Below are 14,970 nucleotides of genomic sequence, written 5' to 3' on the forward strand. Positions count from 1 at the left end.
TTCAATCATACAGGAATTGGCTCTCGGGGTGGTCAATTTTTTCATTATCACAGGCTATGAAAGTGGTCAACTTTTATGTTATCACTACCAGTATCTCACGGATCCTGAGGTGGTACAACTAAGCCAACGGCTGGATCAATTGTTGAATAAGTATTCGGGAAAGCAGGGCTGAATAAATTGGGAGTTAATTCTTGTTTTGGATTAACTTAGACATGTTTTAAACTGCACGGACGTAGAGAAATATGTTACCATAGTGGCAGGACTCTCCTTTCGGTAAGTGTGGTCGCAAACATAGCATTTCACCGACAAGGTTCAAGAGTCCTTTTTCCATTTCAGGATTTTTTTAACGTATAGGAAAGTATAAAAATTTTTGTGGTTCTCAGCCCTTGCTAAGCAAGGGTTTTTTCAACGTATAGGAAAGTATAAAAATTTTTGTGGTTCTCAGCCCTTGCTAAGCAAGGGTTTTTTCAACGTATAGGAAAGTATAAAAATTTTTGTGGTTCTCAGCCCTTGCTAAGCAAGGGTTTTTTCAACGTATAGGAAAGTATAAAAATTTTTGTGGTTCTCAGCCCTTGCTAAGCAAGGGTTTTTTCAACGTATAGGAAAGTATAAAAATTTTTGTGGTTCTCAGCCCTTGCTAAGCAAGGGTTTTTTCAACGTATAGGAAAGTATAAAAATTTTTGTGGTTCTCAGCCCTTGCTAAGCAAGGGTTTTTTCAACGTATAGGAAAGTATAAAAATTTTTGTGGTTCTCAGCCCTTGCTAAGCAAGGGTTTTTTCATTTTTTAACGAAAGCAGGAAGTAGTTGTTAGAAAGGTGAGAACATATGGGCCAGGATAATATCTTAAGAGAGATATTTTTTGATGAGAACAAGCATTGGGAAAAGTTTGTTAATAAATACGAAGACAGAATACGTCCTGTTGTGATAAAGGAAATCAATAAATTTAATCGATGTGGACAAAAAGAAGCAGGATTTACTCTGTTCGCATGTCCGGTATGTGGAGAAATGAAAATAGTTCCTCACACGTGTAAGGGACGTTTTTGTACATCGTGCGCAACCGGATACACCCAAGAATGGAGTCGAGAAACCAGTAAAAGAATGTATCCGGTTCCTCATCGCCACATCATGTTTACAGTGGACGAACGTTTGTGGGAAATATTTACCCGTCATAGAGAACTCTTGAAAGATCTAATGGACCTGGCAGTAAAAATACTATTAGAATGGCTGAAGAAAAGAGGAAAAGTCAAATCCGGCGCCATGGTAGGAATACATACCTTTGGAGCAAGAATGAACTTCAATCCCCATGTACATATCCTAGTAACTGAAGGTGGTTTTGACGGAGCGGGGAAATGGGTTGTTAAAGACTTTATCCCATATGTAATGCTGAGGAAAAGGTGGCAGGCGGCAGTAATGGAGATGTTGAAGAAAAAACTGCCGGAACAAGAAGTTAAACGATATAAGAAGTTGTTTCAAAAGATATGGGATGATAACCCTGAAGGATTTGTAATCTATGGTCCGCCCAATAAAAAAGGACAAGGGTCAGTAGAAGCCCAAGTAGGATATATAGGGCGGTACATGAGAAGACCTGCCATGGCGTTAAGCAGAATTGTAGACTATGACGGGGAAAATGTAACCTTTAAATACTTTGATAAAACAGAGCAAAAAGAAAAACAAGAAACCATCACCGTAGAAGAATTCATATCACGGATAATAAGGCATATACCGGATGAGCAATTTAAAACAATCCGGTATTATGGAATTTACTCCAGAAGGAGTAAAAGATTGGCTGACAAATTAATGGAAGCATACCTGGGAAGGCAGAAAAGAAGGAAAAACGGCCAAAGAGGAAAGCAACGGATAGGCTGGAGAAATAAAATAGAAGAATTCACAGGAAAAGACCCGTTAGAATGTATGAGATGTAAAGAGATAATGGAATACAAGGGGAAAGTGTGTCTAAAATCAGGGATATTGAAAGTTGTTGATGCCGTAGATGACTTTGCTAAAAAAAGACTAAAGGAGTTGGCAGGAATAGATGAGCCCAGTAAGCAGAAAAAGAAAGAAACACGCAAAGAAAAAGCCGCCTAAAGTAGGCGGCAAGGCAACCATCAAATTTGTTTGTTTGCAGTGTAACATAGAAGAAGACATTCCGAAGGAAGTGGTGGATTACTGCGATATGATGGATGACGGAGATATTTCAGTTCCACCAAGGTTTAGTTGTGAGGTTTGTGGCGGTGAGATGCGCCCAAAAGAATACTTAGGTGTGCATGGTATTAAATATGAGTTATAGGAACCAAAGAGCGCGCGACCTTGGTCGCGCTTTTTTTATTCTGCTGTCCAGCCGCCGTCAATAACCAGCGTCTGCCCCGTCATATAATCAGAGGCCTCCGAGGCCAAAAAGACTGCTGCCCCCGTCATATCTCCCACTTCCCCGATTCGGCGCACGGGGATTTTACCGATAATATGGTTGTAAATCTTCTCTTGACTCAATTCCTTTTCATTCATGGAAGTTTTTACATAACCCGGACACAAAGCGTTGACCTGGATATTGTAACGGGCCCATTCTAAAGCCAGGGCTTTTGTTAACTGGATGACACTGCCCTTGGCTGCGCAGTAGGGAAGCACCTGCCGGTCTCCCACCAGACCTAGGATAGAGGCCACATTGATGATTTTCCCCCGCTTCTGTTTTATCATCTCTTTACCCACTGCCTGGGCACAAAAGAATACCCCTTTTAAATCAACATTAAGTACCCTGTCCCAATCTTCCTCAGTTATATCCTCCGCCTTTTTGGTAAGGGCCGTACCGGCATTATTTACTAAGATATCAACACGACCAAAGTGATTAATTGTTTTCTCAACCATATTCTGTATCTGATCAAGGCTGGTCACATCAGTGGAAACAGGCAAGGCTTCCCTCCCCAATCCCTTGATCTCCGCCGCCGTTCCCTCACAATCTGCCTGGTTCCGGCTCACCACTATAATATTGGCTCCGTATCTGGCCAAAGCCACGGCTAAGCCGTAGCCAATGCCTTTGGTGGCTCCTGTCACGATAGCGACTTTGCCGGACAAATCAAAATGAGTACCGGCCATAAAAACCTCCATCTCGCGCCGCCGGTGCGGGCGACACAAATAGTAATGAAAACAGGTGCACACCCACCCTGATTACAGTACAATCTGTCTGAGGAGAAGGCACACTACAAAGCACGGTGAGGCGAGTTGCAGACTGCCTCTTGGCTTAAATCAGTATAAAAACCAGTGTAAGGATCGCCTTACAAGCACAAATAAGTGGTGCCATGAGGCCGCACGCTAATCATTGTTTTAACTCAGCGTTAAATGTGCGGCGATCCAGTCACTGTCTTCTCCCTCACAATTTCATTGCAAGGAGGGAGAATTCTGAGAATCGTTTATCCCATCTGTTGTGGCGTCGATGTACACAAGACATTTCTCGTCGCTACGCTCATCACAACGCAGGGTATCGTTCCGAGTTACAAAAAAAAGCGTTTTTCTACCTTTAACAAATCCATTCTGGCGTTTAAGCAGTGGCTGATTGACAACAACTGCTTTGACGTTTGCATGGAGAGCACCGGGAAGTATTATGTTCCCATATACAATTTGCTGGAGGACAGCATCCGGGTTACCGTCGCCAACCCCAAGTGGGTTGCTGCTGTTAAGGGCAACAAGGATGATGTCAAGGATTCCAAGTGGATCGGCGATCTTTTTCGCCTCGGTCTGGTTCCCGGTAGCTTTATCCCGTCCAAGAACATCCGCATTTTGCGGGAGTATACGCGATACCGCTTCAAGCTCGTTTCCTGTAAATCCAGCGAAAAGAACCGCTTTCAGAACGCTTTCACCGTTTGCAATGTCGCCCTTGATGCTGTCGTTTCCGACATGTTTGGCAAATCTGCCTCTTCCATCACGGACTACCTTGTAAACTCGGATTCTTTCGATCCAAAACATTGCGTTTCCTTGCTGCAACGCTCCTTGAAGAAGAAAGCCGACGAGGTCATCGAATCTATTGAGGGTTTTCAAATGTCTGCGGAACAGAAGACACGCATCCGTTTCGTCCGCAAACACTTGGATTTCGTGGAGCAGCTCATTGCCGACCTCGACCAAACCATCGCCCGGTTGGCTGCACCCTTGGAAAGCGCCATTGCCCTACTGTGTACCATTCCCGGAGTTGACCGTAACATAGCCATTACGATCCTCTCCGAAATTGGTACGGATATGTCTCAGTTCTCATCCTCGAAACGCTTATGCTGCTGGGGGGGACTAACGCCCGGCAACAATCAATCCGCAGGCAAAAAGAAGTCCGTTCGCATTACGAGGGCCGGGGTTTATCTCAAGCCCACGCTCGTGCAAGCAGCCCATGCCGCTGTAAAATCGAATTCTTCCGCTTACTACCGTATCAAATATGAGCGGATATCCAAGCGCCGAGGGAAGAAACGAGCCATAATCGCCATTGCCAGAATGATACTTACAGCCACTTATCATATGCTCCAATCAGGTGAAGTCTTCAATCCTTGTGACCTCTACCATGTTGATATGCCGGTGGAGCTTCGCAATAAGCAAAAGGAGAAAGCTTTGAGGCAAGCTGCTAAACTCTTGGTTGCCCATGGTATCGTAAACCCCGAACATATCACGCTGCCTGCTTAATCTTTCTGCGCTCTGCTTCCGTTAGGGCTTGTTTGCTATACCCTTTTTTAAGCTCAGGGGTCTTCGACGCTTGTCGAGAATGTTTTCACGCTACTCCCCCTCAATATATAGATATAAAACAAAAGCACAAAGTAAACGGTCCCCTAACATCCCTTATAGAAATTATATCTTTTCCTGGACATAAATAGGAGCAGGCGTTAAACCTGCCCCTTTTTTATTAACCTACTTTACAGGCTGTCTTTTTATTGCTTTTTTCCTTAACCACTTCTGCCCCCATGGCCAGGGCCTGAGCATTCAAGGGGAGTAAATGGTGCTTGTTCTCCGGCAGCACTTTCTTTAATGATTCCATGACGGAAAGGGGCTTGATGAGAGGCTCTGCCTGTAACAGGGCTCCCAGCATCACCATATTGGCTACACGGGATTCACCCAGGACACCTGCTTTTTCGTTGACGGGAACATAATAAACAGTAATGTCAGTGCGCTTGGCAGGCCGGTCAATCAATGATGAGTTGATGAATAATATCCCCCCGGGTTTGAGCAGGGGTTCAAACTTATCCAGGGATGGCCTGTTCATGGCTACCACTATATCAGGTTCTGTTACCAGAGGTGAGCTGATGGGGGAGCTGGAGATGGTTACGGAACAGTTGGCCGTTCCGCCTCTCATTTCCGGGCCATAGGAAGGTATCCAGGCTACTTCTTTTCCTTCCAGCATTCCTCCATAAACCAGGAGCTGACCCATGGACATAACACCCTGGCCGCCAAAACCGGCCAGTATCATTTGCTTCAACATCTTACTTCGCCTCCTCTGCAGATTTAAATTTTCCCAAGGGATAATAGGCAATCATCTCTTTTTTTATCCAGTCAAGAGCTTCCACAGGCGTCATATGCCAGTTGGTAGGACAGGCGGAAAGCACTTCTACCAGCGAGAAGCCTTTGCCTTCCACTTGCACCTGGAAGGCCTCTTTAATGGCTTTCTTGGTTTCCCGTACATGCTTGGGGTCATGAACAGATGTACGGGCAATATAGGTAACACCGGGGAGCGTGGCCAACATTTCACTCATCCGGATAGGATAACCTGCGCTCTTGGGGTTACGTCCCTGGGGTGACGTCGTGGTTTCCTGCCCGATGAGGGTAGTGGGCGCCATCTGTCCTCCCGTCATGCCATAAATAGCGTTATTCACAAAGATTACGGTGATATTTTCGCCCCGGGCGGCGGCGTGAATGATTTCCGCAGCTCCGATGGAAGCAAGGTCACCATCCCCCTGGTAGGTAAAAACAATACTTTCCGGGCGAGACCGCTTGACACCGGTAGCCACCGCAGGAGCACGGCCGTGGGCCGCCTGGATAGCATCCACATCAAAATAGTCATAGGCGAACACTGAGCAGCCAACGGAAGCAATGGCAATGGTTTTCTCCTGTAATTCCAATTCATCCAGGACCTCGGCCACGAGACGGTGAATAATGCCGTGGTGACAGCCGGGGCAGTAATGGAATTTTTGCTGGATCAGGGATTTGGGACGTTCAAATACTACTGCCATCTTACTTCACCTCCCCGTAAGTTTTGGCTAAACGTTTAATTTCTTCATATATGGCACGGGCCGTAGGTACCATGCCGCCCACCCGTCCGTAAAACTCCACCGGTAAACGTCCATTTAACGAAAGCCGAACATCTTCCACCATTTGGCCTAGGCTCATCTCTACCGTTAACACGGCCTTAGCCTGGACTGTCGCTTGGTTCAGCTCTTTTTCAGGATACGGCCAGAGGGTTATGGGCCGGAAAACCCCTGCTTTGATTCCTTCTTCCCGGGCCATATCCACAGCGGCTTTAGCCACTCTGGCGATCATGCCATAGGCTGCCACCACTATTTCCGCATCGTCGGTAAGGTACGATTCAGACCTTGTTTCTTTAGCCTTAATCTCCTGGTACTTTCTCTCCAAATGGCGATTGTGTTTCTCCAGTTTTTCCGGGTCTAAATAAAGAGAGTTAATGATATTTTTGGTACGACCCATTTTCCCTGTTACTGCCCATGGTTTCTCCCCGGCTTCCAGGGTCCTTTCGCTACCTAAATCCACTGGTTCCATCATCTGGCCCAGGATACCATCACCGAGAATCATTACCGGTATGCGATACTTTTCGGCCAGGTCAAAGCCTTCTTTTACCAGGTCCACAATTTCCTGTACGGAAGCCGGAGCCAGTACAAGGAGGCGATAATCGCCATGGCCCCCGCCTTTAGTGGCCTGAAAGTAATCGGACTGAGAAGGCTGAATGCCTCCTAAGCCGGGACCACCCCGCATGATATTGACAATGACACAGGGGAGCTCAGAACCCGCCAGATAAGAGATACCTTCCTGTTTTAAGCTGATTCCCGGACTGGAAGACGAAGTCATCACCCTGGCTCCGGTACTGGCTGCACCATAAACCATATTGATGGCGGCTACTTCACTTTCCGCCTGGAGGTATACACCCCCTACCTGGGGTAAGCGGCGGGAAAGATATTCCGGCAGCTCACTCTGGGGAGTAATAGGATAACCAAAGAAATAACGGCAGCCTGCCTTTATGGCCGCTTCACCTATGGCTTCATTCCCTTTCATTAAAACCTTGCTCATGCTTTCCCCTCCTTCTCCACAGTAATGACCACATCAGGGCACATCCAGGCACAGAAAGCACAGCCGATACATTTTGTCATATCGGTGACCTGAGCAGGATGATACCCCATAGCATTAATGTGACTACCCATTTCGATAATCCCTTTGGGACATGCCTGCTTACATAATTCACAACCTTTGCACAATTCCTCCCGGAAACTAACTTTAGCCATCACAACACCTCCTAAACATTGAAAACTCACATCAGGCCGAAGATTCTGGAATTAGATTACCCTTTACTACATCACCAAACTGTTTTATAAACTGTACTAGTAAAGCACCACTTCCTCCCTTTAATATAACAGGTGTTATATTTTGAAAATATAATATAACAAGCAAAAGTTTAGGGACGACCCTTGGCGGATCGTCCCTTTTTTAAAAAAGTAATGGAGTTTTGCAAGCCCGTAATCCAAAGATTTGCGGATATACACAGGCAATACCCCCATTTAACTATATAGCTTCACTATTAATATATCATAAAACACTCTGAAAAGTTCAAAATTATACAGAATACATTTCGACAGATTTAGTTGGTAGTTGTTAGTTGTTAGTTATCTTCCTTAACTCCTTTCTCACGGCCTCGCCCATGGCCCGGGTCCCTACCAGTTGAGTGCCGGGAGACCAGATATCGCCCGTACGCAGGCCCTGATCCAGGACGTTGCTGACGGCCTTTTCAATGGCCAGGGCAGCTTCTCCCCGGTTAAAGGAAATGCGCAGCATCATGGCCACAGAGAGTATGGTAGCCAGGGGGTTAGCCTTGTCCTGACCTGCTATGTCAGGAGCTGAACCGTGGGCCGGTTCATACAACGCGGGTCCTTCCCCAATACTGGCGGATGGCAGCATCCCCAGGGAACCCCCTAAGACAGAGGCTTGATCTGAAAGGATATCACCAAACATGTTTTCCGTCACAATAATATCAAACTGGGCGGGATTGAGGCATAGCTGCATAGCGCAGTTATCCACATATAAGTGATTAAGATTTATCTCCGGGTAATCCTTCGCTATTTCTTCCACAGTTTTGCGCCAGAGGCGGGAAGTATCCAAGACATTGGCTTTATCTACAGAAGTAACTATCTTTCTTCGTTTACCGGCTAAAGAAAAGGCGACCTTAGCTATCCGGGCAATTTCCGGAGTGGAGTACTCAATAGTATCATAAGCTTTGATTCCGCCCAGGATAGCTTCCTGACCCCTTTTCCCAAAATAGGCGCCTCCGATCAATTCCCGAACGACGATTAAGTCTACCCCTGCAAGTTTTTCATTCTTCAAAGGTGATTGTTGAATGAGCTGAGGCCAGCATTTGACGGGGCGCAGGTTAGCATAGAGGTTCAGTGCCTTACGGATACCCAGGAGGCCTTTCTCCGGGCGCTTCTCCCCCGGCAGCTGGTCCCATTTGGGACCTCCCACTGCTCCTAAAAGCACAGCATCACTCTGCAGGACCAGTTCTTTGGTTTCCTCCGGGAAAGGCTCACCGGTGGCATCAATAGCCGCCCCGCCTAACAAACCCGTTTGCGTGGTGTAAGTAAAGTCATATTTATCCTTGATGACTTCCAGTACACAAAGAGCCTGTTCAATAATTTCCGGCCCAATACCGTCACCGGGAAGGACCGCCAGTTTAACCACGGTTCTTCACCTTCTCTCTCACATAGGGAATGAGCCCGCCTTTTCCCAGAATTTCTAACATAAAGGGCGGAAAAGGCTCTCCCCGGAAGACAGTACCTGTCGTAAGGTCTTTTATCTCACCGGAAACCGGGTCTACTCCAAGTTTACTCCCTTCTTGCACGGTCCTGGAAACTTCCGGAGCAACAATAATAGGCAGGCCGATATTAATGGCATTGCGGTAGAAGATACGGGCGAAGCTTTCGGCAATGACACAACTGAAACCGGCGGCCTTCAGGGCGATGGGTGCATGCTCCCGGGAACTGCCGCAGCCAAAGTTTTTACCTGCTACCAGAATATCTCCCGCTTTAACCCTTTCCAGCAGATTTGGTATTAAGTCTTCCAAACAGTGCTGGGCGAGAAACTCCGGCTCCGACCTGTTGAGGTAACGGGCAGCAATGATCAGGTCCGTATCCACATCATGGCCTACTTTCCAGACCTGCCCGCTGATTTTATTCCCTGCCATCACGCCACCTCCTCTGGAGAACCAATCCGGCCCAGTATGGCCGAGGCAGCGGCAATGGCCGGACTGGAGAGATACACTTCACTTTCCGGGTGACCCATCCTGCCCACAAAATTGCGGTTTGTGGTAGAGATGGCCTTTTCTCCTTTAGCCAAAATCCCCATATAGCCCCCCAGGCAGGGACCGCAGGTAGGTGTGCTCACCACTGCACCGGCATTGACGAATATCTCTACCAATCCTTCCTTCACAGCCCGGAGATAGATTTCCTGGGTTCCGGGTATGACAATGGCCCGGACTTCCGGGTGAATCTTTTTACCTTTAATAATCTCCGCTGCCACCACCAGGTCTTCCCAGCGCCCGTTGGTACAGGAACCGATCACCGCCTGGTCAATCTTCACCTGTGTGGCCTGGGAGACAGGACGGGTGTTGGAAGGAAGGTGGGGAAAAGCTACCTGGGGTTCCAGGTTGGTAACATCGATTTCTATGACCTCACTGTAAGCAGCATCTGGGTCACTGGTATAAACCTTCCAGGGCTTTTGGGCCCGTTCTTTCACATAAGCTAAGGTTTTTTCGTCCGGTTCAATGATGCCATTTTTGGCCCCGGCTTCAATGGCCATATTGGCCATGGTCAGGCGGCCGTCCATGGATAAGTCCCTGATGGCTTCTCCCGTAAATTCCATGGCTTTATACTGCGCACCATCTACACCAATTTTTCCGATAATGGCTAAGATATAATCTTTCCCTGTCACCCATGGGTTCCTGGGTTTCCCTTTGAGAATAAACTTGATGCTCTCGGGTACGCGGAACCAGATTTCTCCTGTAGCCATACCTACGGCCAGGTCTGTACTTCCCACCCCCGTGGCAAAGGCGCCCAGGCCCCCGTAAGTACAAGTATGGGAATCGGCGCCTATCACCACGTCCCCAGGAACGACCAGGCCCTGTTCCGGTAAAAAGCAGTGTTCTATGCCGTTGCGCCCAACTTCATAATAATGGGTTAATCCCTGCTCCCGGGAAAACTCTTTAATTTCCAGGCACTGCTGGGCCGAGGGTATATCTTTGGCCGGGGCAAAATGGTCGGGAATCAAGACCACTTTGTCTTTGTCAAATACCCTGTCAACGCCGATTTTTCTAAATTCCTTGATGGCCAAGGGTCCTGTAATATCATTGGCCAATACCAGGTCCAGTTTTACGTTGATCAGTTCTCCCGGAGAAACTTCGGCTAAACCTGCATGGTCCGCCAGGATTTTCTCCGTGATTGTCATCCCCATTGTATTCTCCCCCTTCATTCGTTAACAGCAGGCAGGGCTACCATTTCTTTATAGGTCGCGGCAATTTTGTTGAGGGCATTGATATAAGCCCGGGCGCTAGCTTCGATGATATCTACGCTTAATCCCCTGCCCATAAAGGTTCGGTCACCGATTTCCACCCGTACTACCACTTCACCCTGGGCATCGGTTCCTCCCGTAACGGCGCTGATACTGTAGGAATCAAGCCTCACAGGCAGTTTGACAATTTTATCGATAGCCCGGTAGGTGGCTTCCACCGGTCCATCGGCACAGGCAGCCTCCTCTACCAGGCGGCCCTCAATCTCCAGCCCCACAGTAGCTGTGGGCGAGATATTGGTACCAATGGAAACCTGCAGGTTAGCAAGCTTATAAATCTCTTCACCGCTCCCGACAACCTGGCTATCCACCAAAGCAATTAAGTCTTCGTCCAGTATTTCTTTTTTGCGGTCAGCTAGCTGCTTAAATTCCCGGAAGGCTTTGTCCAGAGCTTCCCCTTCCAGGTCATAGCCCAGTTCCTGGAGCTGCAGCTTTAAGGCATGCCGCCCCGAATGTTTGCCTAAGACCAGTTTATTGCTGCTGATTCCCACCAGCTCGGGATTCATAATTTCGTAGGTTTCTCTTTCTTTAATCACGCCGTCCTGATGAATACCTGATTCATGGGCAAAGGCATTTCTTCCCACAATGGCTTTATTGGGCTGGATCAACATACCCGTTAAAGTACTCACCATCCGGCTGGTACGGTAAATCTCCCGGGTATTGATGCCGGTGGTAAACCCTAAATAATTTCTCCTGGTGTATAAGGCCATCACCACTTCTTCTAAAGAAGCGTTACCGGCCCTCTCACCGATACCGTTAACAGCAACTTCTACCTGCTGGGCGCCATTACGAATGGCGGCCAGGGAGTTAGCTACAGCCAAACCTAAATCATTATGACAGTGGACACTAATAATGGCTTTTTCGATATTGGGAACACCCTGACGGATGGCTTTGACAAATTCTCCGAACTCCCAGGGAGTGGCATAACCAACGGTGTCCGGAATATTGATGACATTCGCCCCCGCCTCTATCGCTGCGGTAAAGACCTCGCACAGAAAAGGTATGTCACTGCGGAAGGCGTCTTCCGCCGAAAATTCCACATCCTCCACCAGGCTTTTGGCTAATTTCACACCGGCCACAGCCATTTCCTTCACTTCTGCCTTGGTTTTACGCAGTTTATGCTTCATGTGGATATCCGAGGTAGCCACAAAGGTGTGGATACGGGGACGTTCGGCGCCCTTTACGGCTTCAAAAGCCGCCATAATATCCTCCCTGTTGGTCCTGGCCAACCCGGCGATAATGGGTCCCCGTACCTCGTTGGCAATGCGCTTCACGGACTCAAAATCACCCGGTGAGGCAATGGGAAAACCAGCTTCAATAATGTCAACTCCCAAACGGGCTAACTGGTGGGCTATAGCCAATTTTTCTTCAAGATTAAGACTCACACCAGGGGACTGTTCCCCGTCTCGCAGGGTTGTGTCAAAAATATAGATGCGCTTTTCCGCTTCTCCCATCTCATACCCTCCTTTACTCCCTACCAATCATTTCTGCTAAACCGCAACCGGCCAGCACCATGGGATACACGTTATCTTTAGCCGTAACGATAACCTCCAGTACAGCCAGGCCGGGATGTTGGAGAAATTCACTTACTTTTCCCCTGATTTCTTCCCGCCGGGTGATCTTTAAGGCTAAAGCCCCATAAGCTTTGGCCAGATAATGAAAATCGGGATTCTTTTTAAAATGCACAGCCGCATACCTTCCACCACAGTAATGATCCTGGAGCTGTTTAACCATGCCCAGAGTCTGGTTATTAATGATTAATACCTTAAGGGGTAAGTCCTGCTCCAGAGCGGTTCCCAGTTCAGGCATCCCCATCTGGAAACTCCCGTCTCCTGTGATAACCAGTACTGTATGTCCGGGGCAAGCCACCTGGGCCCCTACAGCGGCAGGAATGCCATAACCCATGGTTCCTAATCCCCCGGAGCTAATGAAGGTCCGGGGTTTTTTCACTTTTAGGAGCTGGGCTGCCCATATCTGGTGCTGTCCCACATCGGTAGTAAAGATGATATTGTCTGGGGCCAGCTCATTGATGGATTTCATGATCTCTGGTACCGTGATTTCGGGATTTTCCCCCTGGTCTTCACCGAAGATAGGCGGAAAAGAAGCAATCTCTTCCCACCACGCTGCATTTTCCTTATTCACTAACCTGCCAACCAACTGATTTAACACGATTTTTAGGTCTCCTACCAAAGGTATATCCACCCGAACATTTTTACCTATTTCTGCCGGATCAATATCGATATGCACAATTTTGGCCCCAGGAGCAAATTTGGCCGTATTTCCGGTAACCCGGTCATCAAAACGCATCCCCAAAGCGACGAACAAATCACAGCGGCTAACGGCCAGGTTTGCCCTGGCTACCCCATAAGTACCCAGCATCCCCAGGGCTAAGGGGTGATCACCGGGAATGGCGCCCAAGCCCATCATGGTACTTACCACGGGTACATTGAGGATTTCCGCTATTTTCGTTAGCTCCTGGCCTGCTCCGGCGCTGATGACCCCACCCCCTGCACAGATTAAGGGGCGTTTGGCATCCATCAAGAGCTGGACTACCTGCTTGATCTGACCGGCATGCCCATTGACATTGGGTTTATAACCCCGCAATTCAATATGGTCACAGGCTTCATACTCCAGAAGACTGGCCGAGACATCTCTGGGAATATCGATGACAACAGGACCAGGGCGGCCGGATCTGGCAATATGAAAGGCCTCTTTCACAATGCGGGGTAACTGACGGGGGTCCTTGACCAGGTAATTATACTTGGTAATGGGATCGGTAATCCCCGTAATATCCACCTCTTGAAAAGCGTCAGTGCCCACCATACTGGTGGAAACCTGCCCTGTAATGACTACCAGGGGAATAGAGTCCATGTAGGCGGTAGCAATACCCGTTACCAGATTAGTTGCCCCCGGCCCGGAAGTGGCCAGGCATACCCCTACCTTACCACTGGCCCTGGCATAACCGCTGGCCTCATGGGCTGCCCCCTGCTCGTGTCGTACAAGCACATGCCTGATCCCCTCTGACTTCATCAGGGCATCATATATCTCCAGGACTGCCCCTCCTGGGTATCCGAAGATAACTTCCACACCTTCCTTTTCCAGACATTTTACCAGTATCTCCGCACCCAGCAGCATGGCATCACACCTCCGATTTCTATCTTCTCTTCAACCAGGGCATATAACTTCTTAGTTCTTTACCAACTGTTTCCACCAAATGTTGTTCATCCATACGTTTGATGGCATTATAACGGGGCCGACCCGCCTGGTTCTCCAAGATCCATTCCTTGGCGAAAGATCCATCCTGAATTTCCCGTAATATCTTTTTCATTTCTTTTCTGGTCTCTTCGTTGATAATACGCCGTCCAATCACCATATCACCATATTCAGCCGTGTCGCTGATAGAGTATCTCATGCCGGCAATACCATCCTCATACATCAGGTCAACAATCAGCTTTAACTCATGGAGGCACTCGAAATAAGCGGATTCTGGCTGGTAACCGGCTTCTACCAGGGTATCAAAACCTGCTCTTACCAGTTCGGTGAGGCCACCGCACAGGACACACTGCTCGCCGAAGAGGTCAGTCTCTGTTTCCTCTTTAAAGGTAGTTAAAAGGACTCCGGCTCTGGTGCAGCCAATGCCTTTGGCGTAAGCCAAACCCAGTTCCATGGCTTTACCGGTAGCGTTCTGGTGTACGGCAATTAAACCGGGGATCCCGATTCCTTCCTTGTATAACCTTCTTACCATATGACCAGGACCCTTGGGGGCCACCATAAAGACATCCACATCAGCAGGAGGTTTAATTTGGCCAAAGTGAATGTTAAAACCATGGGAGAAAACTAAGGCTTTACCGGGAGCCAAACCGGGAAGAATTTCTTTTTTATAGGTTTCCGCCTGTTTTTCATCAGGAATTAAGATCTGGATCACATCAGCCATTTGGGCCGCCTCAGGTACCGTATAAACTTTAAGGCCATCCTCTTCGGCCTTGGCCCAGGAAGCGCTATCCGCTCTTAAGCCAACAATAACGTCAACGCCGCTATCTTTAAGGTTCTGGGCCTGGGCATGACCCTGGCTGCCATAACCGATAACCGCCACTTTTTTCCCTTCCAGGTAACTTAAATTAGCATCGTCATCATAAAACATTTTTGCCATGAGAATCTCCTCCTTCAATTTAT

At 48.1% G+C, this 14,970-nt stretch carries 15 protein-coding genes; 4 read left to right on the forward strand and 11 right to left on the reverse strand.

All coding sequences use genetic code 11. The features are described from left to right. The first annotated feature begins 28 nt into the window (after nucleotides 1-28). The 3 genes from BR63_RS19990 (at nucleotide 29) to BR63_RS10125 (ending at nucleotide 2,287) form a co-directional block, all read left to right on the forward strand. A complete protein-coding gene (locus BR63_RS19990; protein ID WP_161781908.1) occupies nucleotides 29-172 on the forward strand; it encodes a Spo0E family sporulation regulatory protein-aspartic acid phosphatase in 144 nt (47 codons plus the stop codon). Nucleotides 173-825: 653 nt separating this feature from the next. After that, complete coding sequence (locus BR63_RS10120; protein WP_187142658.1) at nucleotides 826-2,085, forward strand: IS91 family transposase; 1,260 nt, start codon at nucleotides 826-828, stop codon at nucleotides 2,083-2,085. Continuing rightward, on the forward strand, nucleotides 2,033-2,287 hold the full coding sequence (locus BR63_RS10125) for a hypothetical protein (protein WP_243269976.1): 255 nt from the start codon (nucleotides 2,033-2,035) through the stop codon (nucleotides 2,285-2,287). The genes BR63_RS10120 and BR63_RS10125 overlap by 53 nt, the downstream gene beginning before the upstream one ends. 35 nt (nucleotides 2,288-2,322) lie before the next feature. Here BR63_RS10125 and BR63_RS10130 read toward each other — a convergent pair whose 3' ends face one another. Then, nucleotides 2,323-3,087: an SDR family NAD(P)-dependent oxidoreductase gene (locus BR63_RS10130; RefSeq protein WP_187142892.1), complete on the reverse strand. Its 765-nt coding sequence runs from the start codon at nucleotides 3,085-3,087 to the stop codon at nucleotides 2,323-2,325. Nucleotides 3,088-3,390: 303 nt separating this feature from the next. Here BR63_RS10130 and BR63_RS10135 point away from each other — a divergent pair, with 303 nt between their 5' ends. Continuing rightward, nucleotides 3,391-4,650: an IS110 family RNA-guided transposase gene (locus BR63_RS10135; protein WP_187142874.1), complete on the forward strand. Its 1,260-nt coding sequence runs from the start codon at nucleotides 3,391-3,393 to the stop codon at nucleotides 4,648-4,650. A gap of 217 nt (nucleotides 4,651-4,867) precedes the next feature. On the opposite strand, the gene BR63_RS10140 is transcribed toward BR63_RS10135, so the two are convergent. From BR63_RS10140 to ilvC, 10 genes are all read right to left on the reverse strand, one after another. Continuing rightward, the gene (locus BR63_RS10140; protein ID WP_034424060.1) at nucleotides 4,868-5,440 is read right to left on the reverse strand and encodes a 2-oxoacid:acceptor oxidoreductase family protein; all 573 of its coding nucleotides are present in this window, start codon (nucleotides 5,438-5,440) and stop codon (nucleotides 4,868-4,870) included. A gap of 1 nt (nucleotide 5,441) precedes the next feature. Next, nucleotides 5,442-6,188: a thiamine pyrophosphate-dependent enzyme gene (locus BR63_RS10145; RefSeq protein ID WP_034424058.1), complete on the reverse strand. Its 747-nt coding sequence runs from the start codon at nucleotides 6,186-6,188 to the stop codon at nucleotides 5,442-5,444. 1 nt (nucleotide 6,189) lies between these two features. Beyond that, nucleotides 6,190-7,257 carry a 3-methyl-2-oxobutanoate dehydrogenase subunit VorB gene (locus tag BR63_RS10150; protein WP_034424049.1) on the reverse strand — a complete coding sequence of 356 codons (1,068 nt, stop codon included), beginning with the start codon at nucleotides 7,255-7,257 and terminating at the stop codon, nucleotides 6,190-6,192. After that, nucleotides 7,254-7,469: a 4Fe-4S binding protein gene (locus tag BR63_RS10155; RefSeq protein ID WP_034424045.1), complete on the reverse strand. Its 216-nt coding sequence runs from the start codon at nucleotides 7,467-7,469 to the stop codon at nucleotides 7,254-7,256. Before BR63_RS10155 ends, BR63_RS10150 begins: the two co-directional genes overlap by 4 nt. Before the next feature lie 367 nt (nucleotides 7,470-7,836). Further along, entirely contained in the window at nucleotides 7,837-8,916 is a 1,080-nt protein-coding gene (leuB, locus tag BR63_RS10160) for a 3-isopropylmalate dehydrogenase (RefSeq protein WP_034424043.1), read from the reverse strand. After that, nucleotides 8,909-9,418 (reverse strand): 3-isopropylmalate dehydratase small subunit, encoded by a 510-nt coding sequence (locus BR63_RS10165; protein WP_034424040.1) that lies wholly within the window; start codon nucleotides 9,416-9,418, stop codon nucleotides 8,909-8,911. The genes leuB and BR63_RS10165 overlap by 8 nt, the downstream gene beginning before the upstream one ends. Continuing rightward, nucleotides 9,418-10,683 carry a 3-isopropylmalate dehydratase large subunit gene (gene leuC / locus BR63_RS10170; protein WP_034424037.1) on the reverse strand — a complete coding sequence of 422 codons (1,266 nt, stop codon included), beginning with the start codon at nucleotides 10,681-10,683 and terminating at the stop codon, nucleotides 9,418-9,420. Before leuC ends, BR63_RS10165 begins: the two co-directional genes overlap by 1 nt. Before the next feature lie 14 nt (nucleotides 10,684-10,697). Then, the gene (locus BR63_RS10175) at nucleotides 10,698-12,251 is read right to left on the reverse strand and encodes a 2-isopropylmalate synthase (RefSeq protein WP_034424034.1); all 1,554 of its coding nucleotides are present in this window, start codon (nucleotides 12,249-12,251) and stop codon (nucleotides 10,698-10,700) included. 13 nt (nucleotides 12,252-12,264) lie between these two features. Then, entirely contained in the window at nucleotides 12,265-13,932 is a 1,668-nt protein-coding gene (ilvB, locus tag BR63_RS10180) for a biosynthetic-type acetolactate synthase large subunit (RefSeq protein WP_034424032.1), read from the reverse strand. A 19-nt stretch (nucleotides 13,933-13,951) separates the two neighbouring features. Next, nucleotides 13,952-14,947, reverse strand: a complete 996-nt coding sequence (gene ilvC, locus BR63_RS10185; protein ID WP_034424031.1) for a ketol-acid reductoisomerase — start codon at nucleotides 14,945-14,947, stop codon at nucleotides 13,952-13,954. Between the last annotated feature and the right edge of the window lie 23 nt (nucleotides 14,948-14,970).

This window comes from Thermanaerosceptrum fracticalcis, from assembly GCF_000746025.2.
GTDB lineage: Bacteria > Bacillota > Peptococcia > DRI-13 > DRI-13 > Thermanaerosceptrum > Thermanaerosceptrum fracticalcis.

Excerpts from the sequence above, each read along its gene's own strand:
- BR63_RS10120 (WP_187142658.1), top strand. The coding sequence starts at position 826 with ATGGGCCAGGATAATATCTTAAGAGAGATATTTTTTGATGAGAACAAG.
- BR63_RS10125 (WP_243269976.1), top strand. The coding sequence starts at position 2,033 with ATGAGCCCAGTAAGCAGAAAAAGAAAGAAACACGCAAAGAAAAAGCCG.
- BR63_RS10130 (WP_187142892.1), bottom strand. The coding sequence starts at position 3,087 with ATGGCCGGTACTCATTTTGATTTGTCCGGCAAAGTCGCTATCGTGACA.
- BR63_RS10140 (WP_034424060.1), bottom strand. The coding sequence starts at position 5,440 with ATGTTGAAGCAAATGATACTGGCCGGTTTTGGCGGCCAGGGTGTTATG.
- BR63_RS10145 (WP_034424058.1), bottom strand. The coding sequence starts at position 6,188 with ATGGCAGTAGTATTTGAACGTCCCAAATCCCTGATCCAGCAAAAATTC.
- BR63_RS10150 (WP_034424049.1), bottom strand. The coding sequence starts at position 7,257 with ATGAGCAAGGTTTTAATGAAAGGGAATGAAGCCATAGGTGAAGCGGCC.
- BR63_RS10155 (WP_034424045.1), bottom strand. The coding sequence starts at position 7,469 with ATGGCTAAAGTTAGTTTCCGGGAGGAATTGTGCAAAGGTTGTGAATTA.
- BR63_RS10165 (WP_034424040.1), bottom strand. The coding sequence starts at position 9,418 with ATGGCAGGGAATAAAATCAGCGGGCAGGTCTGGAAAGTAGGCCATGAT.
- leuC (WP_034424037.1), bottom strand. The coding sequence starts at position 10,683 with ATGGGGATGACAATCACGGAGAAAATCCTGGCGGACCATGCAGGTTTA.
- BR63_RS10175 (WP_034424034.1), bottom strand. The coding sequence starts at position 12,251 with ATGGGAGAAGCGGAAAAGCGCATCTATATTTTTGACACAACCCTGCGA.
- ilvB (WP_034424032.1), bottom strand. The coding sequence starts at position 13,932 with ATGCTGCTGGGTGCGGAGATACTGGTAAAATGTCTGGAAAAGGAAGGT.
- ilvC (WP_034424031.1), bottom strand. The coding sequence starts at position 14,947 with ATGGCAAAAATGTTTTATGATGACGATGCTAATTTAAGTTACCTGGAA.